The following is a 24560-nucleotide window of genomic DNA, read 5'->3' on the forward strand; positions in this document are numbered from 1 at the left end:
ACCCGTGCTGGTGGTGACCGGGGGCTTCCACCAGCCGGCGCTGCGCGCGTTGACGTACGGGAGCGACGGCGGGGTGTTCGGAGGGCCTGGAGGGCTGGTCGGAGGGCCGGTGGTCGAGCCGACCGGAGGATCGGCCGGAGGGTCGGTCGGGCAGCTCGGGGACGTCGGATCGGAGGTCACCCCCGCCGTCGCTCCCGTACGTCAACGCGCGCAGCGCCGGCTGGTGGAAGCCCCCGGTCACCACCAGCACGGGTCGCTCCCCGGCGTGTGCCAGGGCGGCCCGCACCCAGGACGCCATGTACTCCTCGCGCGCCCGGTCACCGGCGTCGGCCTCCGCGTCCCCGCGCACCAGCTCGAAGTAGGCGTCGAGGCGCGCCTGTAGGTCGTCCGGGGTACCGGGGCCACCGGGGCCAGCGGGGTCATCCGGATCGCCCGCGTCCGTGATGCCACCCGCGTCCGTGATGCCACCCGCGTCCGCGATGCGACCCGCGTTCGCGCTATCACCCGGGTCCGCGAAAGCGCCCGGGTCCGCGAAAGCGCCCGGGTCCGCGACATCACCCCCGTCCGCAATCTCGAACAACCCGTCCCACAGCGCGTCCACCGAGTCCACGGCGAAGTGCGCGCACAGCCGCTCCGTCGCTTCCGCGTACCTCGCCTCGGCGTCGGCGTAGCGGTTGGTCTGCCGGTCGGCGCGTTCGGCGAACGCCGGGTGCCAGGAGGGCAGGTCGATGAAGCGGACCTCGGCGCCCGAGGCATGGCCGTCCCGCAGCGCGACCCACTCCGGGGAGTAGTCGCACAGCGGGGCCCACGAGGTCGCGACGCGCGTCTCGTCCCGGTAGTGACTGAACACCGCGACCGGCAGCCGGTGCCCGAGCAGCAGCTCGCCCAGCCGGTCGTTCATGTCGGCCGGGCCCTCCACCAGGACATACGCGGGCCGCAGTTCCTCGATCGCCCGGCCGACCAGCCGGGCGCACGCGGGCGAATGGTGCCGTACGCCGAGGAAGACGGCGCGGCCGACGGCGGGCGGCATCGCGTCCACGGTCCTCGAAGTGCCCGGCATCAGTCCGCCAGCAAATGCCGCGCGTCGTGCAACGCCTGCCACTGCCCGCCCTTGCGCCGCGAGACCTCCTGCTCCAGGAACCGACGTAGCCGGGCGAGGTCCTCCGGGCTGTCCTTCGCGGCCGTACCCGCAAGGCTCGCCACGACGTCGGCGGCGCTGCCCGCCTCGCCGCGCAGGAACCAGCCGCGCACCCCCACCGCGTGCGCGACGGACACGGCCTCGGCGGTGCTCATCACCGTCGACATCCGCTCGCCCCGCCCGGCCGTGCCCCGCAGTTCGCGGAAGGTGCCCACCAGGACCTCCAGCACGTCCCGGCGCGGCGCCGCCTCCACCCCGGACTGCCGCAGCAGCGCCGTGGCCTCGGCCTCGACGAGGGCGAGCTCGGTGTCGAAGTCGGGGATGGGGAAGACGGTCTCGAAGTTGAAGCGGCGTTTGAGCGCGGCGCTCATCTCGTTGACGCCGCGGTCGCGGGTGTTGGCGGTGGCGATGACGTTGAAGCCCTGCCGGGCGAAGACCATGCCCTGCGGCCCGTCCAGTTCGGGGATGGCGATGACCCGGTCGGACAGCAGCGACAGCAGGCAGTCCTGCACCTCCAGCGGGCAGCGCGTGATCTCCTCGAAGCGCACGACGCACCCCTCGGTCATGCCCCGCAGCATGGGCGCGGGGACGAGAGAGCGGGGCGAGGGGCCCTCGGAAACCAGCAGGGCGTAGTTCCACGAGTACTTGATCTGGTCCTCGGTGGTGGCCGCGCCGCCCTGCACGGTGAGCGCGGAGCTGCCGCTGACGGCCGCCGCGATCAGCTCGGACAGCAGCGACTTCGCCGTGCCCGGCTCTCCCACCAGCATCAGACCGCGGTTGGTGGCCAGGGTGACCAGGGACCGCTCCACCAGGGAGACGTTGCCGACGAACTTGCGGCTGACGCCTGCCCGTTCGTCGCCGACGACGAAGCGGCGCGCGGCGCGCAGGCTGAGCTGCCAGCCCGGCGGGCGCGGGTCGCCGTCGGCCGCGCGCAGGGCGGCGAGCTCGTCGGCGTAGCGGACCTCGGCGGGTGGGCGCTGCAACTGCTCCTCGGTGATGGTCACTTCGAGGTCACCTCGGTCAGGTCGGCCAGGATCTCGGAGGCGATGACCGGGTCGAGCCCGGCGAAGCGCAGCGGATAGTCCCGCCTCGGATAGTGGTCGCCGGGGCTGTCGTCGAGCCAGACGGCCTCGAAGACCTGGTCGCCGAACTCCTCGACCATGCCCACCGCGATACCCGGATCGAGTTCGATCACCAGGTACCGGCGGTCGTCTATCCGCCGGGAGAACCAGCGCTCCACGCCCGCGTCCTGCGGTTCGCCCCGCTCCCAGCCGCGCTTGGTGAGCCCGAGCAGCTTGCCGACCGGCACGGTCGCCTGCTCGAATCGGGCCAGCCGGTGGCTCGCGGCCTCCTCCTCGGTGAGCGCGTGCACGGCCCGGCCCAACTGCGGGAAGGGCTGCAGGATCTCGTAGTCGGCGAACAGCTCCGACCAGGCGCCGAGGTCCTCACCCAGGTGCAGCGGATGCGCCAGACGGACGCTCGCCTCCTCGGGCAGCGTCAGCTCGTCGTCACCGACGTCGGCGAACGTACGGTCCTCCGCCACCCGGAACGCCGTCACCGCGCCGTCCGCCTCGCTCAGCCAGACCAGCCTCCGGACCAGGTGCCACAGCAGCGGGTGCGCCACGAACAGCTCCTGGAACTCCGCGGCCGACCAGGCCCGTTGGCCGACCATCGCCGCCTCCAGCCGCCGCACCTGATCGGCGGCGACGGTACGGACGTCCTTCTTCAGCGCGGCGAACCGCTTGCGCTCGGCCGGCGCGAGCTCGGGGTCGTCCTTGGCGGCGGGCGCGGGCAGGGCCTTGCGGGGCTTGCCGTCGGCGTCGCGCACGTACGGGCGCAGCTGCTCGTCGAAGCCGACCGTGAACTGCCGGGTGCCGTAGTCGATGACCGTGCTGCCGTCGGCGTCCAGCCCGAAGTCCGGGACGAGCCGGTCGCCCAGCTGCTCGGCCGTCAGGCCCAGACCCTCGGCGACCTCGGCGATCTTCTCCTGGGCGCGGACCTTCAGGGCCTTGAACGGCACGCGCTGGGCGATGCCGTGCAGATGCAGCAGCGCCACGTCGGTGCCGATGGCCGCGAGGACGTTCAGCCCCTCGACGGCCCTGTGGTGCGCCCCCTCGCCGGGCCACGCGCGCAGCACGGGCGTGAGGCGGCGCACGGCCTCGTCGTCCCCGAGCCAGCCGAGCGCGTGCAGCGCCCAGCTCTCCTTCGGGGGCATCCCGGCGAGCCGCCACTGCTCGAACACGCCCCAGGCGAAGACCGCCAGGGAGTCGGCGGCGCAGTGCTCGGTCAGCACGTCGAGGCCGGGGTAGACCTCGCCGGGCTTGGACACCGCCAGCACGGTCAGGGCGTGGCGTACCGCGTCGGCGGGCAGCGCACCGCCCTCCTTCAGCAGGATCTGCGGCAACAGCGCGGGGTCGGCCCAGGCACCCACGGCCGGCATTCGCGCCGGAAGGGCGCTCTCCAGCGGATCGGCGGACAGCATCTCCTCGACGATGACCGCGGCCTCCTGCCCGCACTCGGCGACCGCCTTCAGCACCGCCTCCCCGCCCCGGGCGTCCGCCACCAGCCGCAGCGCCTGCTCGGCGCCCCGGCGCACGGTGCCGGGCTTGCCCACCGCGTGCGGGACGAGGAACGGGACGGCGGCCAGACCGTGCCGCACCAGCCACGCGCGGGCCGTCGCGTCGGCCGACTTCAGGCGGGCCAGCCAGTCGCACACCAGCGCGGCGACCTCGACACTCAGATACGGCAGGACCGGCGTCCCCAGGGTGGAGGGATGCCGGGCGGCGGCGTGCAGCAGCAACGGCAGGGCGTGCATCTCGTGCTTGGCCGCGACCCGCTTGAGAGGGGGCTCACCGTCCCAGTAGTCCTTGGGGGCACAGACGGCCAGCAGCGGTCGTACGACGTCCTCGGGCCTGTCGATGAACAGCTGGACGTCCCGGACGTCCTTCAACTGCTCGCCCCGCTGGAGGGCTTCGATCTCCTTGGCCCAGGTGTAATCCTTGCGCCACTCGGCGTACCACCACTTGGTGCCGGCCCACTCCTCCTGCTCACCCGGCAGCCAGGCGACCCGGGCCTGCGGGACGATCGGCCTCTCGTCCGCCACGCGCGCCTTGCGGGCCGTACGCTTCTTCGCCCACGGCGGGCTGACCAGCAGCGCGGGCAGCGCCTGCGGCGGGGCGTCGGCCACTCGGTCACTGCTGGTCAGCATCGGTTCGACGAGGTCGGCGACGGCCGCGGGCAGGTCGGGCAGCACGGCGGCCGTCAGCTTCCGGTGCGTATGGACGTGCGCGGCCAGCAACTGCTGTGCCATCGACGCGTACTTGGCGGAGCCGAGCGCCGCCTTGCCCAGCAGGCGCAGGGCGCGGACCGGGTAACGCCGCATGGCCTCCAGCAGATGCGGGCGGACGTGCTTGTCCTCGACGCGGGCGAGAAGGATGCCGAAGGCGTCGTCCGAGGGGAACTCGACCAGGGCACCGGCGAGGGCCTTGGTCCGGTCGGAGCCGTACGCGACGTCCAGCCCCTCCTCCAGCATCGGCGCGAAGGCGGTGCCGGTGCCCTCGGCGAGCGTGGCGACGAACGCCATCGACCAGCCGCCCCAGTGCAGATGCAGCCGGCCGCCGAAGTGGCCGAGCTCGTCCGGGGAGCCGATCGAGCACAGCAGCATCTCCCGGAGCAGCGGGTCGTCCGCGACCTCGCCCGTGCAGCACTCGGCGGCCCACTCCCGCTCGCCGGGCACCAGATAGGACACGACGATGCGACCGCGCTCCGCGACCCGGCACGGCGCGAGCGCGGCGACGGCCTCCCTGTACGAGACCTCGTCGGCCGCGGCGAGCAGGGCCCGCATCCGGTCGGCGAAGTGGGGGCGCGCCCACTGGGTCTCGACACGGCCACCGACGGGCCGGGGGCGCAGCCGGGGATCCTGCCGGTTCATGCCGTACTGCAGCCAGTAGGCCTCGATGTCGAAGTACTCCACGACCGCCCGCGCGGCGAAGGCCAGGCCGTGGTCATGGACCCAGGTGTCCACGAAGACCCCGCTGGGGAGTTGGTAGTGCATGGTCATCGCGGCCAGGGCGGCCGCGCCGAGCGGGCTGGGACTCCCGCTCAGATGCGCGCGGGCCGCGTCGACGAGCCGGGCGTCGCTCAGCGGGGAGGAGAGCATCTGCTCGACCCAGTCCGCCTCCTCCTTCAGCCGGCCGGCCACCAGCTCCTCGGCGTCCTTGCGCGGTGCGACGGCACCACGCCTGATCCCGCCCCGCCTCGGGTGGACCAACCGCCGCCAGGCTGCCGGTACTTCGAAGGTCTCCTCGTCGGGCAGGACGACCTCGTCCGACGAGGCGGGCGCCGACTCCCCAACCTGCGCCGAATCCTCGACAGAGGCAGAGGCAGAGGCAGAGGCAGAGGCGGAGGCAGAGGTGGAGGTGGAGGCAGGGGCCGAGGCCGAGGTCGACGCCGAGGTCGACGCCGAGACCCCGCCGCCGACCGGCGCCTCGACCTCGGCCGAGACCTCCCGATACCCCTTGCGCTCCTTCTCCGCGATCACCTTCGCCAGATGGAGTTCGGCCGCCTCGGACGAGTCCAGCTCCTTCAGCTGCGTACGACCCTCCGCGCCGACCCGCCCGTAGCGCACGGTGACAGTGGCCCCCTCGGCCTCCGCCTCCCAGAACTTCGCCGACCCGTCCCCGACAAACTCCCAGCGCCGCACGGCCCCTCTCGCCCCTCCCATCGCGTCCCCGCATCCTGCCACCCCTGGGGACGGGGGGTGTCGCCACCCGCACGTGGCGTCGTTGTCAGTGGGCCCCTCTACTGTGGCGGCCAGTTGATCGAGCGATCACCGGCCGGGGGGTCGGCGAAGGGGAGGGGCCGTGCGGCGCTGGGAGTTTGTCGGGGACGGGTCGGCGAAGTTCTGGGAGGCGGTGGCCAGGGGGCGGCGGCTGTTCGAGGCGGCGCAGGCCGTCGTCGACGATCACGCGCGGGCCGTCGAGGCCGTGCACGCGGCCCTCGAACCGATCCATGACGACCTGGCCCGCCGCGAGCTGGACGGCATCCCGGTGGCCCGTCTGAAGGACCTCACCGAAGGCAGGCTGCGCCTGGGCGAGGTGGAGAAGGGCGGCTTCCGTACGGTCGGACAGGTCCTGGACGCCGGTCCGTACCGGCTACGGCAACTGCCCGGCGTCGGACGGCAGACGGCCGACCAGACGGTGGCCGCCGCCCGGCGGATCGCCGACGCCGTACGCGACACCATCGCCGTACACATCGACGTGGACCGGCCGGAGCCCCGGACCACCGCACTGGTCGTCGCGCTCAACGTCCTGGTGGAGGCGGGCCCCGAGGCCCGCCGGGCCGTCGGCACGGCCGGCACGCTCACCGAGCGGCTCGGACCGCCGCTGGCCGACGCGGCGCCCACGGCCGGGCGGCTGCGCATGCTGCTCGCGGGCCGGGCCGGACGGGAGCGCGCGCTGGCGGCCCTGGCCGAGGTCCGCACCCTGACCGCGCAGGCCGACCAGGACGAGGTGCCGCACCTGCTCGCCCAGGCCTCGGTCGACCTGTTGCGCCGACCGGAGTCCGACGTGGCCGCCCTGGTCGACTTCGAGCTCCGCTCCGCCGAGTACTACGGCCTGCTCGCCGAGCTCTCGGGCCGCGCTCCCGACCCGGCGGCGGCCGAGGGGTTCCTGCCGGACGAGGTGGCCGAGCGGGTCAGGACCCAGACGCTGGACGACACGCACCGCCGGGTCTCCCTGCGCGGCTACCAGGCCTTCGGCACCCGTTTCGCCCTCGCTCAGCGCCGGGTGATCCTCGGCGACGAGATGGGGCTCGGCAAGACGATCCAGGCCATCGCCGCGCTGGCGCACCTCGCCGGCGAGGGCGAGAGCCACTTCCTGGTCGTCTGCCCGGCCAGCGTGCTCATCAACTGGACCCGCGAGATCGACAAGCGCAGCGCACTGCGGGCAAGCCCACTGCACGGCCCGGACCGGCAGGACGCCTTCGCCGACTGGAAGGGGCGGGGCGGCGTCGCGGTCACCACCTTCGACGCCCTGCGCGGCTTCCCGGTGCCCGGGGGCGGCGAGCTGGGCATGCTCGTCGTCGACGAGGCGCACTTCGTGAAGAACCCCAGGACCCGCCGCTCGATGGCCGTCTCCGAGTGGGCGGAGCACTGCGACCGCGTGCTGTTCCTGACCGGTACGCCCATGGAGAACCGCGTCGAGGAATTCCGCAGCCTGGTGCGGATCCTCCAGCCCGAGCTGGCCGAGAGCGTCGACGACCACGACGGCGTGGCGGGCTCCAAGGCGTTCCGCAAGGCGGTCGCACCGGTCTATCTGCGCCGCAACCAGCAGGACGTCCTCACCGAACTCCCCGCGCTCCAGCACACGGACGAGTGGGAGGAGCCCAGCGCGCAGGACGAGGAGGCGTACCGCGAGGCGGTGCGCGCCGGCAACTTCATGGCCATGCGCAGGGCGGCGTACGCGCGTCCCGAGCGGTCGGCGAAGCTGGACCGGCTGCGCGAGATCGCCGCGGAGGCCGCCGAGAACGGGCTCAAGGTCGTGGTGTTCTCGGCCTTCCGCGACGTCCTCGGAGTGACGCAGAGCGCGCTCGCAACCAAGTCGAACGAGCCCCAGGTCTTCGGCCCGATCTCCGGCAGCGTGCCGCCCGCCCGTCGGCAGCAGCTCGTCGACGAGTTCGCGGCCGCGCCCGGCCACGCGGTCCTGCTCGCGCAGATCGAGGCCGGCGGCGTGGGCCTCAACATGCAGGCCGCCTCCGTCGTCATCCTCTGCGAGCCCCAGCTCAAGCCCACCGTCGAACACCAGGCGGTCGCCCGCGCCCACCGCATGGGCCAGGTCCGCTCGGTCCAGGTGCACCGCCTGCTGTGCACGGGCGGAGTGGACGAACGGCTGGTGCGGATGCTGGAGAACAAGTCCCGCCTGTTCGACGCCTACGCCCGCCGCAGCGCGGTCGCCGAGGCGACCCCGGACGCCGTCGACATCTCGGACATCGCCCTGGCCCGCCACATCGTCGAGGAGGAACAGGCACGGCTGGGCACTACCCCGACCGAGCCCGTGACCGAACGGGCGTGAACGAGAAGCGGCCACACGGCCGTACGTCTCACTCCCCTCCCGCCACTCTCCGGCAGACCTCCGCATACGCCCGTACGAGGGGTCGCCCGGCGTCCTCCCGGCGCCACGCCAGTGCGTACCGGCTCGGCGACAGCCCGCGCACCGGACGCGTCACCACGCCACCCAGGCTGATCAACGGAGCGTTGCCCGTGGCCACCAGGCAGACCCCCAGCCCCGCGACCAGCGCCTCGTACGTCTCCTCCGTGCTCGCGATCTCCGCCCCGATGCGCGGTGGGCGCCCTCCCCGCTCCTCCATGGCCAGCCAGTGGTCACGCAACGGACCCGCGCTGGGCGGCAGAGCTAGGAACGGCTCGTCCACCAGATCCGTGAAATCGATCTCGGGCCGGGACGCGAGGCGGTGGGTCTCCGGAAGGGCGACCAGTCGGGACTCCCGCGCGACCACCGTCCAGCCGTAACGGTCGGCGTCCGGCAGCGGCAGCCAGACGAAGGCGACGTCGGCGTCGCCGTCCGCCAGCCCGGCGGTGGCGTCCGCCCAGCTCACCTGCCGCAGCCGCAGCACGGTGTCCGGGTGGGCTGCCGTGAAGCGGGAGCGGATCGCGGGGAGCAGGCCGCCTCGACCGGGGCTGGTGCTCATGCCCACCACCAGCGTGCCGCGCGCCGCCGCCCGGGCGGCCTCCAACGCCGCCGCCCCCTGCGACCAGGCGTCCAGCACCCGCCGGGCGTGCGGCAGCAGCGCCTCGCCCGCCCCGGTGAGCGTCACGCCCTGCGGATCGCGGCGAAACAGCTCCACACCCAGCTGCCGCTCCAGCGCCCGCACCTGCTTGCTGAGCGCGGGCTGGGAGACGTACAGCCGCTCGGCCGCGCGGGTGAAATGCAGCTCCTCGGCCACCGCGACGAAGTAGCGCAGATCCCGTACATGAACGTCCATGGTCATAACCATCGGTTATCAGCGTGGGTCTTGGACGGGCAACGCCATTCCGCAGCAGGCTGGTCCACATCACGGCAACAGAGGAGCTGTCATGAACAAGGTGTGGCTGATCACCGGCGCGAGCAGCGGTTTCGGACGGGCCATCGCGGAGGCCGCCCTCGCCGACGGCGATGTCGTGGTGGGTGCGGTACGGCGGCCCGAGGGGCTGGCCGATCTCGTGGCCGCACACCCCGACCAGGTGGAGGCGCTGCGCCTGGACGTCGGCGACACGGGGGCTGCTGAGGCCGCCGTACGGGATGTGATCGCCCGGCACGGTCGGATCGACGTCCTGGTCAACAACGCGGGCCGCACGCACGTGGGCGCCTTCGAGGAGACCACCGAGCAGGAGCTGCGCGAGCTGTTCGAGGTGCATGTCTTCGGGCCGGTCGCCCTGACCCGCGCCGTGCTGCCGCACATGCGTGAGCGGCGCTCCGGGGCGATCGTGCAGATGAGCAGCATGGGCGGCCAGATGTCCTTCGCGGGCTTCTCGGCGTACAGCGGAACCAAGTTCGCGCTGGAGGGGCTGTCCGAGGGGCTCGCGGACGAGGTCGCCGAGTTCGGCATCAAGGTGCTGATCGTGGAGCCGGGCTCGTTCCGAACGGCGCTGTTCAAGACCGGGCGGGCCGGCACCAGCACGGACAGCGGCCTGTACCCCAAGGTGAGCCGGACCCGAGGCTTCGTCTCCGGCGGCGACGGCACCCAGGCCGGCGACCCGGCGAAGGCGGCGGCCCTGATCCTGGCCGCGCTGGAGGCCGAACAGACCCCGCTGCGGCTGCCGTTGGGCGACGACGGGGTCGATGCGGTGCTCGGTCACCTCGACCAGGTGCGGGGTGACGTGGCCGCGTGGGAGAAGCGAGCCAGGGTTACGGCTTTCGACGACTGATGGCTGTGAACGCCGTCCAGGCGGCGGGCCCTATCTGGAGAGTGGGGCCGTCCGCCGGGTCGTTCTTGGAGTCACGGACATGGATGGTGCGGGGGGTGAAGGCGACTTCGAGGCAGGCCGTGCCTGAATCGGAGCTGTAGCTGGACTTGAACCATCGGAGTGCTGTGCTGGTCATTGTTCTCCTCGCAGACGGTCGAGCAAGCGACTGGAGTCCTTCGGGGAAAGGGCCTGCGACCGGAGCATCGCATACTTGTGGGCCAAGTTGGCCGCCTCATCCGGGGCAGCGATCCAGTGGCTGCCGAGCTGACTTTCGGCGTAGACGAGCTGCTGGTGGTCGGCTGTCTCCAGGATGGTGAACGGGCCTGCCATCCCGGCGTGCGAGGGCGCGTCAAGAGGCAGGATCTGGAGGACGAGTTGCCGGAGTTCGGTGAGCTCGCACAGGTGCTGGAGCTGTGCGCGGCGGACCTCCGCCCCACCGAAGCGGAGATGGAGCACCGGCTCCCAGACGACGAAGCTCAGCGTCGGCGGAGACGGCCGACGCAGGATCTCTTGACGGTCGATTCGTTCGGCCGTCCTCGTCTCGATCTTGTCCTCGTCGAACGCGGGTACGTGCTCCCGGAAAACCGCGCGGGCGTACTCCGGAGTCTGGAGCAGGCCGGGCATGACGAGGCACTCGTACCAGGAGATGGCAATGGCCTCGCGCAGGTGAATGTTGAACTGCGCCGCGTTGAGCGGAAACTGATCGATCTCCGGCATGTTCTCGATGCCCGCCAGCAGCATGCCCTTCGAGTCCAGCACTTCTTCCAGGCGGACGGCGACGTGCGGCAGCAGCGGACGCCTGCCCTGCTCGATCGACGCGATGGTCTCCTCGTCCAGCTCGACCACCTGGGCGAGGGAACTCTGCGTGTATCCCGCCGCCTTGCGGGCGCTCTGGAGCTGCTTGCCCAGCATCCGCATGGTCGACTGGTTCTTCGTCCGCGACAGTTTCTTGGTGTTCATGCCCTGCCTAACTCCCCACAGCGGAGTACCGCCCCAGCATGGGCCCGTACAAAAATTCCGTACGGGCTCACGCACTGCTGCACGCTACTGACTCTGCGCGACATTCGTACCGTGATTGCCCCAAACGAACTCCCCTGCCAGCGCGACCAGTTCTACGCTCGCGACCGTCGATCCATCCCCGCCGCCAGGCAGTTGACGGCGTGGTCGCTGAAGTACTGGAGCCTCGCCGACTGGCACCGCACCGACGACCTCCTCCTCTGCGTAAGCGAGTTGGCGACCAACGCCCTCCTCCACGGCGTCCCACCAGGCCGCGGCTTCCTCCTTCGCGTCCGCTACGACGGCATCGTCATCCGCGTCGAGGTCCATGACAGCGGAACCGGAGTCCCCCGTACCCCCGACGACCCCGACGAGGGCGGCCGCGGCCTGCTGCTGGTCGGCGCGTTGGCCGACAAGTGGGGCGTAGCCGACCGCACCCCCGGCAAAGTCGTCTGGGCCGAGTTCGCCGTGTAGTGGCCCTTGTGCAATTCCTGTGGAGGCCTCAATCTTTCGCCTGACGCACAGGAAAGGCACAGCTGATTGACATGCCCCTGTCGACTCAGTCGGCGTGCGTCACCCCCACAAGCGCACCACCGATTGAGGAGGACCCCTCAGATGGCAGTGATGCGTAACTCCCGCAGAGACTCAAGGCGAAGACTCGCCGCGCTCAGCGCAGCGGCCACCGCGACCCTCGTCGCAGGCCTCGTCTCCGCACTCCCCGCCGCGGCCGCCGCCCCCGAGGGCCGCATCCAGTACCAGGGCGCGGCCAACGCCGTCGCCGACAGCTACATCGTGACCCTCAGGGCGGACCACGCCCGTTCGGGCTCCAAGGCGGGGCGTGACCTCGTCCAGAAGTACGGCGCCGACGTCGAGCGGACGTACAAGAAGGCCCTGAACGGCTACGCGATCGAGGCCTCCGCGGCTGAGGCGAAGCGGCTCGCCGCCGACCCGGCGGTCGCCTCCGTCGTGCAGAACCGCACGTTCCACATCGACGCGACCCAGACCAACCCGCCCTCCTGGGGCCTGGACCGCATCGACCAGAAGAACCTGCCGCTGAACAGCTCCTACACCTACCCGGACTCGGCCGGGCAGGGCGTGACCGCGTACGTCATCGACACCGGCGTCCGCATCACCCACAGCGACTTCGGCGGCCGTGCCTCCTACGGCTACGACGCCATCGACAACGACAACACCGCCCAGGACGGCCACGGCCACGGCACGCACGTCGCGGGCACGGTCGCGGGCAACTCGTACGGCGTGGCCAAGAAGGCCAAGGTCGTCGGCGTCCGTGTGCTGGACAACTCCGGCTCCGGTACGACCGCGCAGGTCGTCGCCGGCATCGACTGGGTCGCCCAGAACGCGGTCAAGCCGGCCGTCGCCAACATGTCCCTCGGCGGCGGCGCCGACACCGCCCTCGATACGGCCGTGCGCAACGCCATCGCCTCCGGCGTCACCTTCGCCGTGGCGGCAGGCAACGAGTCGACCAATGCCTCCACCAAGTCGCCCGCCCGCGTCACGGAGGCCATCACGGTCGGCGCGACGACCTCGACCGACGCCAAGGCGAGCTACTCCAACTACGGCTCGGTGCTCGACCTGTTCGCGCCGGGTTCGTCCATCACCTCGGCCTGGAACTCCGGCGACACGGCGACCAACACCATCTCCGGTACGTCCATGGCGAGCCCGCACGTCGCCGGCGCGGCCGCGGTCTACCTCGCCGACCACCCCACCTCCACCCCGGCCCAGGTCTCCACGGCCCTGACGTCCGCCGCCACGACCGGCGTCGTCACCAGCCCGGGCACCGGCTCGCCCAACCGTCTGCTCTTCGTCGGCGGCGGTACGACCACCCCGCCCGGCCCGCGCTTTGAGAACACCGGTGACTACGCCATCGCCGACAACTCCACGGTCGAGTCCCCGGTGACGGTCTCCGGCGTCTCCGGCAACGCGCCCTCGGCCCTGGCCGTCGAGGTCCACATCGTGCACACCTACATCGGCGACCTCCAGGTCCAGCTGATCGCCCCGGACGGCACGGCGTACACGATGAAGTCGTACGGCACCGGCGGCAGTTCGGACAACATCAACACCACGTACTCGGTGAACGCCTCGTCGGAGGCCGCCAACGGCACGTGGAAGCTCCGCGTCAGCGACAACGCGAACATCGACACCGGGCGGATCGACGCCTGGGCGCTGCAGTTCTAGCCCTCGTCGTGCCCCTGACTCACTAGTCCTCCTCGTCCTCGCGGTACGGCTCCGGGTCGGTGACCCGGCCCGCCGCGAGGACGAGGCGTGTGCGGCGGGGCTGCGGCCTCGCGACGCGCTCCTTCACCACGCGCAGGCCGGGACCCACATCGCCGCATGGCGCCCATCGCTCCGGGCAACTCCCGTGCCGCGCCCGCCGTTTCGTCCGRCGCGAGGCCGACCGCGTCCGCCGGCTCCGACCGTGCCGGGCCGTCCGCTCCGTCCGCGTTGTCCGCCAGGAAGTCGAGCAGCGGTCACACGCCCGCGGCCGAGAAGACCGTGCCGACCCCGGCAGCGGGGTCCGACGCCTGCGCCCACCGGGCGGTCGGCTCGTTCACTGCCCGGATCGTCGCATTCGTCGCCGGCATGACCCTCCCCCTCGTTCCCCGCTTACCATTCGCCCAGTCGTACGCCCGTTCCCGCCGCCCGAACCAGGAGCACGGTACTCGTGTCCATACCTCCGCCTCCCGGACCTCACCAGCCACAAGGGTCCCCGGAGCAGGCCCAAGGGCCGTCCGCGCACGGGCAGTACGCACCGCCGTCGCCGTACGGCTATGGCCCACCCGGCGCCCCGGGACCGTACGGGTACCACCCCTACCGCCCCTACGGACGCCCCGTGCCCGTCAACGGCGTCGCCATCGGCGCCCTCGTCCTCGGCATCCTCTGCTTCGTGCCGGCGGTGGGTCTGGTGCTGGGGCTGATCGCGCTGGTGCAGATCAAGAAGAAGGGCGAGCGCGGCAAGGGCATGGCCGTCGCCGGTTCCATCCTGTCCTCCGTCGGGCTGGTGCTGTGGGCGCTGGCGCTGTCCACGGGCGGCGCCTCCGACTTCTGGGACGGCTTCAGGGACGCGGCGAGTGGCGAGGGCACCGCCTACGCGCTCGCCAAGGGCGACTGCTTCGACTCGCCGACGGGCAACCTGGAGGGGGACGCGTACGACGTCGACGCGGTGTCCTGCTCCGCCCCGCACGACGGCGAGGTCTTCGCGGTCGTCACCCTGCCGGGCGGCGACTACCCCGGCGACGACGAGGTCAGCCGGACCGCCGACGACAAGTGCTATGCCCTCCAGGACGGTTACGCCATGGACACCTGGGCCGTACCGGAGGACGTGGACGTGTACTACTTCATCCCGTCCCGGCAGAGCTGGCGCTTCGGCGACCGCGAGATCACCTGCCTGTTCGGCAGCACGGAGGAGAAGGGCAAGCTGACCGGCTCGCTGCGCAGCGACCCGACGACCCTGGATGTGGACCAGAGCATCTTCCTCTCCGTGACCAACGCCGTCGACACGGCGCTGTACGAGGAGCCCGAGGACTACCCCGAGGAGGACCTGGCGGCCAACCAGGCCTGGGCCAAGGACGTCCACGCCGTGCTCGGCGAACAGATCGAGGCACTGCGCGGGCACAGCTGGCAGCCGGACGCGAAGCAGCCGGTCACCGACCTGATCGAGGAGATGGAGGCCGCCCGCAGGGAGTGGGCGAAGGCGGCCGCGGCGAAGGACGCCGACACCTACTACACGCACTACGACAAGGGGTACGAGTACGTCGACGGCCCCACGACCGTCACCGCCCGCAAAGCTCTGGGCCTGGACACCACCGTACCGACGTACGAGGACGACTCCGACAGTGGCGGCGAGAGCGGCGGTGCCGGTGGTCTCGATGTGTGAACCGAGGTGTGAGGGCGGCTATAGCGGGGAGAAAGTGCCTGCGTAAAGCCCTCGGGGGGCACAAGTCATCACATCGAGTGATTCTCTGGCCTTTGCTTGCGTGAGACAACTCATGGTTGCCAGGCTGTTGCTGTCTGTACAACCTGATGGGAGCGGCCAGTGACTTTCGGTGAGCAGCCGGCGTACCTGCGCGTCGCGGGTGATCTCCGCAAGAAGATCGTCGACGGTTCGCTGCCACCGCACACCCGCCTCCCGTCCCAGGCCAGGATCCGCGAGGAGTACGGCGTTTCGGACACCGTCGCGCTGGAAGCGCGCAAGGTGCTGATGGCCGAGGGCCTGGTCGAGGGCCGCTCCGGCTCCGGGACGTACGTCCGGGAGCGGCCCGTGCCCCGCCGGGTCGCCCGCTCGGGATTCCGCCCGCCGAGCGGCGCCACCCCCTTCCGTCAGGAGCAGGCCGACGGCGAGGTGCGCGGCACCTGGGAGTCCCGCAGCGAGCAGGCCGAGGCCAGCGTCGCCGTCGCCGAGCGGCTCTGCATCCGGCCCGGCGACCGCGTGATGTGCACGCGCTATCTCTTCCGGGACGCCGGCGAGGCGATGATGCTGTCCACCTCCTGGGAGCCCCTCGCCGTCACCGGCCGCACCCCCGTGATGCTGCCCGAGGAGGGCCCGCTCGGCGGCATGGGCGTCGTCGAGCGGATGGCGGCCATCGACGTCGTCGTGGACAACGTGACGGAGGAGGTGGGCGCGCGCCCCGGCCTCGCGGAGGAACTGCTGGCGTTGGGCGGCGTCCCGGGTCACGTGGTCCTCGTCGTCCAGCGCACCTACTACGCGTCGGGCCGTCCGGTGGAGACGGCGGACGTGGTGATCCCCGCCGACCGCTACCGGGTCTCGTACCACCTTCCGGTGAAGTAGCGCGCCCACTGGTGAGGTAGCGCACACCTTCACGGCAGTTGCGGTCGTCCGGGCCTCAACTCCCGCCCCTTGCCTCGCCGTTGGAATCTGGCCGTTTTCGCAGGTCGTCACGGGCGTACGTGGCATGCCTGTGACCGGAAGCATCGAGGTCTCCGCACGGCGCGTTCGATGCCGTGCGCCCCCTACGACTTGGCTGGTTGCGTACCTCTTTGTGAAAAGGCGTATTCGCTGCGTAAAGGTTAGGCGTAGGCTCGGGCATATGCGGATTGCGGTTTCCTTATCGGGCGGGGCACGGCACACACCGCGGGTGGGYCTCGGTTCGTGGTGTTGCTGCCGTCCGTGGGGGAGTGAGCCTGCCGGGGCCCTGACCGGGTTTCTGACAGCGCGTTCAGAGGCGTTCAGGGGATGTTCAGCGGTCGCGGGGGACCCTCGGCGTATCGGACCGGCGTCGAGACCGGGGCGGACCGGCATCGAGGAGGCCGCCATGAACAGCCATCGCAGGATCCTGTGGCCGGGAGCCGTCGTGGGCGCCGTCGTGCTGATGGCCGGTGCCTGTTCCGGGAGCGCCGGCGGATCGGAGGGGACGGGCGCCGCGGACTGCGTGCGCGTCATCGACGAGGCGACCGGCGAGACGGGCAAGGAGTGCCTGCCGCTCGCGCCGGAGAGCGACCGGGTCGACCTGGGCGAGCCGACGTTCTCCCACCCGACCGACGTCACCAACCCCCTCCACCCCACCAGCGAGGTCGACCAGGTCGTCATGGGCGGCCAGGTCGACGGCGCACCCTTCCGTACCGAGGTCAGCACGCTGCCCGACACCAGGACCATCACCCTCGACGGCCGGAAGATCCAGACCCTGACCTCGCAGTACGTCGCCTTCGCGGGCGGCCGGATCCACGAGGTCGCCCTCGACTGGTACGCCCAGGCCGACGACGGGTCCGTCTGGTACCTCGGCGAGGACGTCTTCAACTACGAGGACGGCGTCGTCGCGGACACCGAGGGCACCTGGCAGGCGGGCCGCGACAAGGCGCCCGCCGCGATGATCATGCCGGCGCAGCCGGAGCGGGGCGACGTCTACCGGCCGGAGAACCTGCCCGGCGTCGTCTTCGAGGAGGTCACGGTGAAGGAGACCGACCGGACCGTCGACGGGCCGTACGGGAAGGTCGACGGCGCGATCACCGTGCACGAACTGCACATGGACGGCTCGACCGAGGACAAGACCTTCGCCCCCGGCTACGGCGAGTTCTCCACCGGCAACGACGGCGGCGACCTTGAGGCGGTGTCGCTCGCCTCGCCTACCGATGCCCAACCCGGGCCCCTGCCACCGCGGTTGACGGCTCTCGACCGCACCGCACGGGCCGTGCAGGACGGCGAGGTCACCGACGCCGACCTGGGCGCGGCGCAGGCCGCGTGGACGGCGTACCGCGACTCCGACCCCGTACCGAAACTGCTGGAGAGGCAGATGACGCGCGACCTCGACGCGCTCGACAAGGCCGTGGTCGCGAAGAACGACGAGGAGACGCTCGCCGCCGCGCTGCGCGTGGCGCAGAACACCTCGGACCTGCGGCTGCGGTACGAGCCGGTCCGGACCGTGGACCTGGCGCGGTTCGGCCTGTGGGCACGGCAGTTGGGGATCGACGCGGACGCCCGGGACGAGGGCGCCGTCGCGGGTGACGTCACCAGCCTCGAACTCGTCTGGGACCGGCTCAAGGACGACACGTCCGGGGCCGCGGCGGCCGCGATCACGGCCGACCTGCGCGAGGCCCGCGACGCGGCCGACCGCAAGGACCTGGCGAAGGCGGGGGACCTGGCGCCGGTCCTGGCGGCGCAGCTCGCGCGGACGACGGGCTGACCCCGGCTCAGGAGGCCGGATCCAGCTCCATCGGCTCGACCTTGCCCTCCAGCATGGTGCCCAGACCCTGTACGGCGCAGATGTCGGGCCGCTCGGCGATGTGCACCGGCATCCGGGTCGCCTGACGCAGCATCTGGTCGAATCCGGGCAGCAGCGCGCTGCCGCCGACCATCATGATGCCCCGGTCGGCGAGGTCGGCGACCAGGTCGGGCGGGCAGTCGCGGAGCACCTTGCCGATGCTGTCGAGGACGGCGGTGAGCGGCGTCTGGATGGCGTCCCGCACGGCGGCGGTGTCGACCTGGACGGAGCGGGCGAGGCCGGTGCAGACGTCACGGCCGTGGATCTCGGTGGAGGCCGGGCCGTGCGGGGTGAGTCCGTTGCCGGACAGGGCGAGCTGGAGCGGCCGTACGTTCTGGCTGGGCAGCATCAGCTCGTGCTCGTGCCGCAGGTGCTGCACGATCGCGTGGTCCACGGCCTCGCCGCCGACCCTGACCCGTTCGGCGGTGACGATGTTGCCGAGGGAGAGCACGGCGACCTCGGTCGCGGCGGCCCCGCACACCATGATCATGCTGGCCTCGGGCTGCTCCACGGGCAGTCCGCAGCCCACGGCGGCGGCGATGAGGGTGTCGACGAGCTCCACGCGCCGCGCGCCGAGACCGACCAGGGTCTCGATCGCCGCGCGCTGGGCGAGCGGGTCGGCGTCGTGCGGCGTGCAGGCCGCCGCGCGCAGGAACGGCTTGCGGCGCAGGGCGCGGCGCATCTTGTCGCCGAGCAGATGCCGCAGCATGCGCTGCGCCATCTCGATGTCGACGACGGTGCCGCCGGAGACGGGCCGCATGACGCGGATGTAGTCCGGGGTGCGGCCGGTCATCCGCTCCGCGAACTCGCCGACCGCGATGAGGGCGCCGGTCCGGGTGTTGACGGCGGCGACGGAGGGCTGGTCGACGACGAGTCCGGCGCCCTTCACATAGACACGGGTCCTGGCCGCCCCCAGGTCGACGGCGAAGTGGCAGCGGCGCAGCTGCTCCAGAGTGGCGGTCATGGGGGATCCTCCCGGAATGCGCAGACCATGGGTCCGCCGGGTGGGTGGCGGGCCTCGCTCGGTGTGTGTCGGGTCGTGTGTGCGGGGCCGCCGCGACCGAGGTCGCCGTGCTCTCCCTCGGCAACATCGTCACCGCCGAACGGGTCAGGGTCGGCGGCGAGGCCGTGGACCACGCGATCGTGCAGCACCTGCGGCACGAGCACGAGCTGATGCTGCCCAGCCAGAACGTACGGCCGCTCCAGCTCGCCCTGTCCGGCAACGGACTCACCCCGCACGGCCCGGCCTCCACCGAGATCCACGGCCGTGACGTCTGCACCGGCCTCGCCCGCTCCGTCCAGGTCGACACCGCCGCCGTGCGGCATGCCACGTACGCCCGTGACGACCTGCGAAAACGGCCAGATTCCAACGGCGAGGCAAGGGGCGGTGGGGCGCGATGAACGACAGCACGATCACTCTTCCCTGGCTCGTCGTCCGCCAGGACGACAACGGCAATCGCTATCGCGTCGGCCGGTACGCGACCCGGGCCGAGGCCCAGAAGATCGCGGACAGCCTCGACAGCCGAGGCCACAAGCAGCTCTACTGGGTCGAGCGGATCGCGCAGAACGGCGACAGCGCGGACAACTGACTTCCCCTGAGCTCCCGTAGGCTCCGGCGCATGACGGAACGGATCGTGGTCGGCGCCGCCCTGCTGGCCGGAGAGCGCCTTCTCGCAGCGCGCCGCAGTGCGCCTGTCGAACTGGCCGGGCGCTGGGAGTTGCCCGGAGGCAAGGTCGAGCCCGGCGAGACGCCCGAGGCGGCGCTCGCGCGCGAGCTGCGCGAGGAACTCGGCGTGGACGCCGAGGTGGTCGAGCGCGTACCGGGGGCCTGGCCCCTGAAATCCCCCTACGTCCTGCATGTGTGGACGGCCCGCCTCCTCCCCGGAACGGGTGAACCCAAGCCCCTCCAGGATCACGACGAGCTGCGCTGGCTGGGTCCCGGGGAACTCTGGGACGTGGACTGGCTGGACCAGGATGTGCCTGCCGTCCGGGAGGTGGCGGCGCGGCTGAAGCCCTGAGGAACTTCCCGGATTCCTGACGTGTCCTCTACGTTTCGCACGGTACCGCCCCATGAATATCGGGTATGTGCCCATTAACCCTGTGAAACCGGACATAGGCGAACCCGTTGGCCTGGGAAGTGATCGGCGTGATCGACACCGATGGCGAGTGCGCCGAGTGGAGCTTCCCCGCGGAGGCGGGTGCCGTGCGGGCGGCCCGCGTCGCCGTCCGGGACAGGCTGTACGCCTGGCAGCTGGACAGCCTCGCCGATATCGCGGCGCTGCTGGTCAGTGAACTCGTGACCAACTCCCTGCGGCACGCCACGGGCCCCATCGGTGTACGGCTGGTGCGCCCCGTCCGCCTCGGTGACGTTCTCCTGGTCGAGGTCTCCGACCCGCTCCCGGACCCGCCCCGCGAACGCGTCGCCCATCTTGAGGACGAGAGCGGTCGCGGGCTCCAGCTCGTGGCGCACTCGTCGCGCCGCTGGGGTACCAGACCCGGACGGAACACGGGCAAGACGGTGTGGTTCGAGCTCGCGGTGCCGGAGTGACCCCGCGCGTTGCGCCGGGTGTCCACGGGCCCTGTACAACCCGTCAGTAGTCGTCCATCGCCGTGTACGACGCCCCTCGCGCTGTCGAACGAATGGTTCAGGCCAGTGGCAGTTGTCGCGATGCGTGATTCGACTGCGTGTCCGCTGGTTAGAAGTCTGGAAGTGTTTCTGCGGCCGGGACCGAAAACCATCGGGAACGTGCTGTGATCGTGAACACCGTGTTGTGCGGGGCCGTAGTGCTGGATACTGCGGGCAGCCGCTGCCGGTGACCGGTGCCGGGCGCGGTGAGCTGGAGGGGACGGTTCGCGTGAGCGAGATACCAGCGAAGGCCACGGAGTCCGAGGACCCGTCGGACGGCGCGAGGACGGGGGCCGACGAGCGGTCCCACGACACACAGGCCTCGCAAGCCTCTCAGGACACACGGGCCTCTCGGGACACACACATCTCGGGGAGCGCACGGCACTCCGGCGACGTACAGAACTCCCGTGACATGCGGAACTCCCGTGACGCGCAAGCCTCCAGGGACACGCGACCCTCCGGTGACACGCAACCCTCCAGCGACGTCGGCACGGTCCGGGGCGAACTCGCCTCCGACCCGGCGTTCCCGTTCGACGAGCCCCGCCCCGGCGACCCCGTCTGGCAGAGCAGCCCGCCCGGCTCGATCTACGACTACATCAAGGTCGCGTCCTTCTCCATCGGTCCCGACGGCCTGGTCGACCAGTGGAGCCTGCGCGCCGAGCAGGTCTTCGGCATCCCCTCCGAGCGGGCCGTCGGCATGGACCCCATAGAGGCGTTCGTCGACCCGGACCTGCGCGAGCACGGCCAGCGCAAGATGACCGAGATCCTCGACGGGCGGGAGTGGACCGGCGTGGTCCCCTTCCGGGTGCCGGACGACGCCGACGGCCGGCCCGGTCAGGAGGGGCTCGCCGAGGTGTACGTCATGCCGACGCGGACCGAGGACGGCGAGAAGGCCGCCGTGTGCATCGTCGTGGACGTGCGCACCCTGCGCCGGATGGAGACCGACCTCGCCGCCTCGCAGGCGATTTTCGGTCAATCTCCCTTCGGCTTCGTGCTGATCGACCCGGATTTGCGGGTGCGCCGGGCCAACCAGCGGTTCGCCTCCCTGTTCGGCGGCAAACCCGACGACCACCGCGGCAAGGACGTCCACGACTATCTGGCGCGCCCCGAGGCCGAGCGCGTCGCGGCCACCCTGCGCCGCGTCCTGGAGAGCGGCGACTCCATCACGGACATGCACGTCACCGGTTTCCTGCCGGGCTCCGACGAACGCCGCCACTGGTCCGTCAACCTCTACCGGGTGCACAGCGGCAGCGGCCGCCCCATCGGCATCGCCTGGCTCGGAATCGACATCACCGCCCGTCGCGCCGCCGCCCGCGAGGCCGCCTCAGCCCGGCGCAATCTCGCCCTGCTGAACGAGGCCGGTGCCCGCATAGGCAACTCCCTCGACCTGGAGACGACGGCCCGCGAACTCCTCGACGTCGTCGTCCCCGGCTTCTGCGACCTGGCCACCGTCGACCTCTACCAGGGCCTCCTGGCCGGCGACGAGACCCCGCCCGGGCTCGCCGACGGCAGCGCGGAACTTCGCCGGGTCGCCTTCGCCAGCGCGGTCTCCGACGCGCCCTTCGTGGGCGGCGGCGCCCCCGTCTCGGTCGGCGCCGTGCACCACTACCCCTTCAACTCGCCCTGCGCGGACGCCCTGCGCACCGCCCGGCCCCGGCATCTGCCCGGCGAGGAGGGCGGCCTCGTGCAGTCCACGCTCGCCGTGCCGATGGTCGCCCACGACACGGTCGTAGGACTGGCGCAGTTCGCCCGGACGAAGGGCAGCGAGCCGTTCGGCGACCGGGACCGGGATCTGGCGGTCGAGCTGGCCGCGCGTGCCGCGGTGTGCATCGACAACGCCCGGCTGTACCGGCGCGAGCACGAGCGGGCGCTGATACTGCAACGGTCCCTGCTCCCGCCCGGCGACCCGGTCGCCTCCGGACTGGACATCGCGTGCCGCTACCTGCCGGGCAACTCCTCCTCCGACCGGCCCAGCGAGGTGGGCGGCGACTGGTTCGACGTCATCGAACTGCCCGGCCACCGCACGGCGTTGGTCGTGGGCGACGTGATGGGTCGAGGTCTACGCGCGGCGGTGGCGATGGGCGAACTGCGCTCGGCCGTACGCACGCTGGCGTTGCTGGACCTCGAACCGGCGGAAGTCCTCTCGGCGCTGGACGAGATCGCACGCGGCCTCGGCGCCCCCGGCGGCGTCCAGCAGGCCACCCGCGCGGCCCGCCGCCCCCGTGAGGCGGACCTGTCCGAGGTGTACCTGGCGACGTGCGTGTACGCGGTCTACGACTCCGTCACGCGCCGCTGCACCTTCGCGAACGCCGGCCATCTGCCGCCGGTCCTCGTCGAGCCGGGGGAGTCGGCGCTGATGCTCGACGTGCCGCCGGGGATGCCGCTGGGCGTGGGCGGGGAGCCGTTCGAGGAGGTCGAGGTCGAGCTGCCGGAGGGTGCGCTGCTGGCGCTCTACACGGATGGACTGGTCGAGTCCCGCGACCACCCCCTGGACGAGGGACTCCAGGCCTTCGTGGGCGCGCTCACCGATCCCGCCCGCCCGTCGCCCGACCAGCAGCCCTCGACGACGGCGGCGCGCGCCGACACCTATCCCAACCTGGAGGACGTCTGCGACCACGTCCTCAACACCCTCGACTCCCACCACGGCGAGGACGACATCGCGCTGCTGATGGCACGTGTCCAGGGCCTGCCCGCCGGCTCGGTCGGCGACTGGACCCTGCCCCGCGAGCCGCGCAGCGTGGGCCGAGCCCGCGAGTACGCCCGCGGCCAACTGCAGTCCTGGGACCTGGAGCCGCTGATCGACACGACGGAACTCCTCGTCAGTGAACTGGTCACCAACGCCCTGCGCTACGGCGAGGGCGAGATCAGACTCCGCCTCCTGCTGGACCGCACCCTGGTCTGCGAGGTCTGGGACTCCGGCCTGGTCCAGCCCCGCCGCCGACGGGCCCGCGACACGGACGAGGGCGGCCGGGGCCTCCAGCTGGTCGGCCTCCTCAGCGCGGCATGGGGCTCCCGCCGCACGCCACGCGGCAAGACGGTGTGGTTCGAACTACCGCTACCGGACGGCGAGAACGGCCTGATGGATCCGGCGGAGGCGTTGCTGAGCCTGTTCTGAGCCGGAGGGCCGGGGCGGCTCAGCCGTCGGTCGGGGCAGGGCGGCGGTCGTGGCTGCGAGGCCCGCCGAAGCTGGGGGGTGGGCCGCCGGCCGGCATGTTCGGCATGTTCGGCAGGAGGATGCCGCCGAGGACCGCTCCGGTGCGGCCGCTGATGTCGTGGCCGGGGGCGTCGGCGGGGTGGCCGTGCAGGCGGATGTCCTGTTCGGCCAGCTCGTGGGCCTGCTGGGCCAGGGTGTCGGCCGAGACGAGGTCGGCGAGTTCCGCTCGCGGCCCCCGCCCGGCCGGCGCGGGCGCCGGGGGAGCGAGCAGTCGCCGGGCCTCGGCCAGCCTGGTGCGTGCCTCGCCGCCCACCGCCGCCCGATGCGTCGCGACGACGTCGTCCGCACCGGTGACCGCGCTGCGCGCGCACACCAGGGCGGCGACCGGGATCACCCCGGCCCGCCCCGCGGCGACGGGCGCCACACCCCGCACGATCCGCCGCAGCACGTCGAGCGGGTCGTACGGCCGCCCCGAGGTCAGCTCTTCGCGTACGCCGGCCAGGACGAGGTCGGCATGGACGACGCGGGCGCGCAGTTCGCCGGGAGGGATGTCCGCGTACGGGCTTCTCACCCACCTCCGCGCTTCCCGGGCCCCTGCGATCTCCACCTCGGCGCCGGTCAGCGCCGCCGGAACCATGCCCGAGGCCCGCGCGAGTTCCCCGGCATGCCGTTCGACGCCGTCGATGAAGGCCGCCGCCTGGGCGATGGCGCCCTCGGCGGCGCGCAGCCGGCCCGCGGCCCGTCCGTTGTCTCCGAGGTCGGCCGCCTGGCGGGCGTGGTTGAGCTGCGTGGTGGCGAACACCAGCCGGTCCTTGGCCTGCTCGACATGGCCCGCGAGGGCGGCGGTCGCGGAGGGGCCGTACCGCTCGACGAGCTCGCCCAGGACCGTGCCCGCTCCGGAGGTCCGCCAGGTCAGCTCCCGGAACCGCCCCTCGGCGACGACCAGGGCATGC

18 protein-coding genes and 2 pseudogenes are annotated in these 24560 nt (G+C 71.9%); 12 read left to right on the forward strand and 8 right to left on the reverse strand.

Annotated elements, in window-relative coordinates; all coding sequences use genetic code 11:
* From EAO75_RS46995 to EAO75_RS03395, 3 genes are all read right to left on the reverse strand, one after another.
* Positions 1–1030 (reverse strand): DUF5682 family protein (locus tag EAO75_RS46995; RefSeq protein WP_261989136.1); only part of this gene is annotated, 1030 nt, incomplete at its 3' end.
* Between the two features lie 29 nt (positions 1031–1059).
* Positions 1060–2142 carry an ATP-binding protein gene (locus tag EAO75_RS03390; RefSeq protein ID WP_222723917.1) on the reverse strand — a complete coding sequence of 361 codons (1083 nt, stop codon included), beginning with the start codon at positions 2140–2142 and terminating at the stop codon, positions 1060–1062.
* Positions 2139–5861, reverse strand: coding sequence for a DUF4132 domain-containing protein (locus EAO75_RS03395; protein WP_147993500.1), 3723 nt, complete (start codon positions 5859–5861; stop codon positions 2139–2141). Before EAO75_RS03395 ends, EAO75_RS03390 begins: the two co-directional genes overlap by 4 nt.
* Before the next feature lie 139 nt (positions 5862–6000).
* On the opposite strand from EAO75_RS03395, the gene EAO75_RS03400 reads away from it, so the two are divergent.
* Entirely contained in the window at positions 6001–8208 is a 2208-nt protein-coding gene (locus tag EAO75_RS03400) for a DEAD/DEAH box helicase (protein ID WP_147993501.1), read from the forward strand.
* A 28-nt stretch (positions 8209–8236) separates the two neighbouring features.
* Here the strand turns inward: EAO75_RS03400 and EAO75_RS03405 are convergent, their stop codons facing one another.
* Complete coding sequence (locus tag EAO75_RS03405; RefSeq protein ID WP_261989137.1) at positions 8237–9142, reverse strand: LysR family transcriptional regulator; 906 nt, start codon at positions 9140–9142, stop codon at positions 8237–8239.
* Between the two features lie 85 nt (positions 9143–9227).
* Here EAO75_RS03405 and EAO75_RS03410 point away from each other — a divergent pair, with 85 nt between their 5' ends.
* The gene (locus EAO75_RS03410; protein ID WP_147993503.1) at positions 9228–10058 is read left to right on the forward strand and encodes an oxidoreductase; all 831 of its coding nucleotides are present in this window, start codon (positions 9228–9230) and stop codon (positions 10056–10058) included.
* On the opposite strand, the gene EAO75_RS03415 is transcribed toward EAO75_RS03410, so the two are convergent.
* Entirely contained in the window at positions 10039–10233 is a 195-nt protein-coding gene (locus EAO75_RS03415) for a DUF397 domain-containing protein (protein ID WP_147993504.1), read from the reverse strand. The two genes, EAO75_RS03410 and EAO75_RS03415, sit on opposite strands and share 20 nt — an antisense overlap.
* A complete protein-coding gene (locus EAO75_RS03420) occupies positions 10230–11057 on the reverse strand; it encodes a helix-turn-helix domain-containing protein (protein WP_147993505.1) in 828 nt (275 codons plus the stop codon). The genes EAO75_RS03415 and EAO75_RS03420 overlap by 4 nt, the downstream gene beginning before the upstream one ends.
* A 111-nt stretch (positions 11058–11168) precedes the next feature.
* Between EAO75_RS03420 and EAO75_RS03425 the strand changes: the two genes are divergently transcribed.
* The 5 genes from EAO75_RS03425 (at position 11169) to EAO75_RS03450 (ending at position 17749) form a co-directional block, all read left to right on the forward strand.
* On the forward strand, positions 11169–11567 hold the full coding sequence (locus EAO75_RS03425) for an ATP-binding protein (protein ID WP_147993506.1): 399 nt from the start codon (positions 11169–11171) through the stop codon (positions 11565–11567).
* A gap of 141 nt (positions 11568–11708) precedes the next feature.
* Complete coding sequence (locus EAO75_RS03430) at positions 11709–13289, forward strand: S8 family peptidase (RefSeq protein WP_147993507.1); 1581 nt, start codon at positions 11709–11711, stop codon at positions 13287–13289.
* Positions 13290–13776: 487 nt separating this feature from the next.
* Positions 13777–14988: a DUF4190 domain-containing protein gene (locus tag EAO75_RS03440; RefSeq protein WP_147993508.1), complete on the forward strand. Its 1212-nt coding sequence runs from the start codon at positions 13777–13779 to the stop codon at positions 14986–14988.
* 159 nt (positions 14989–15147) lie between these two features.
* The gene (locus EAO75_RS03445; protein WP_147993509.1) at positions 15148–15900 is read left to right on the forward strand and encodes a GntR family transcriptional regulator; all 753 of its coding nucleotides are present in this window, start codon (positions 15148–15150) and stop codon (positions 15898–15900) included.
* A 484-nt stretch (positions 15901–16384) separates the two neighbouring features.
* Complete coding sequence (locus EAO75_RS03450) at positions 16385–17749, forward strand: hypothetical protein (protein ID WP_147993510.1); 1365 nt, start codon at positions 16385–16387, stop codon at positions 17747–17749.
* A 7-nt stretch (positions 17750–17756) separates the two neighbouring features.
* Here EAO75_RS03450 and EAO75_RS03455 read toward each other — a convergent pair whose 3' ends face one another.
* A complete protein-coding gene (locus EAO75_RS03455; RefSeq protein WP_147993511.1) occupies positions 17757–18791 on the reverse strand; it encodes a rod shape-determining protein in 1035 nt (344 codons plus the stop codon).
* Between the two features lie 77 nt (positions 18792–18868).
* Between EAO75_RS03455 and EAO75_RS03460 the strand changes: the two are divergent.
* From EAO75_RS03460 to EAO75_RS03480, 5 genes and pseudogenes are all read left to right on the forward strand, one after another.
* A pseudogene (locus EAO75_RS03460) lies at positions 18869–19156 on the forward strand (rod shape-determining protein); the annotation flags it as partial.
* Positions 19157–19224: 68 nt separating this feature from the next.
* Positions 19225–19416, forward strand: a complete 192-nt coding sequence (locus tag EAO75_RS03465; RefSeq protein WP_030967771.1) for an SPOR domain-containing protein — start codon at positions 19225–19227, stop codon at positions 19414–19416.
* A 30-nt stretch (positions 19417–19446) separates the two neighbouring features.
* Positions 19447–19845 (forward strand): (deoxy)nucleoside triphosphate pyrophosphohydrolase, encoded by a 399-nt coding sequence (locus tag EAO75_RS03470; RefSeq protein WP_147993512.1) that lies wholly within the window; start codon positions 19447–19449, stop codon positions 19843–19845.
* A 128-nt stretch (positions 19846–19973) separates the two neighbouring features.
* Positions 19974–20375, forward strand: a complete 402-nt coding sequence (locus tag EAO75_RS03475; RefSeq protein ID WP_261989138.1) for an ATP-binding protein — start codon at positions 19974–19976, stop codon at positions 20373–20375.
* A gap of 265 nt (positions 20376–20640) precedes the next feature.
* Positions 20641–23568: a SpoIIE family protein phosphatase gene (locus EAO75_RS03480; RefSeq protein ID WP_147993514.1), complete on the forward strand. Its 2928-nt coding sequence runs from the start codon at positions 20641–20643 to the stop codon at positions 23566–23568.
* A 19-nt stretch (positions 23569–23587) separates the two neighbouring features.
* Here EAO75_RS03480 and EAO75_RS03485 read toward each other — a convergent pair.
* Positions 23588–24560 (reverse strand): annotated as a pseudogene (locus tag EAO75_RS03485) (hypothetical protein); the annotation flags it as partial.

Source organism: Streptomyces sp. UW30 (genome assembly GCF_008042075.1).
In the GTDB taxonomy this organism is placed as follows: domain Bacteria; phylum Actinomycetota; class Actinomycetes; order Streptomycetales; family Streptomycetaceae; genus Streptomyces.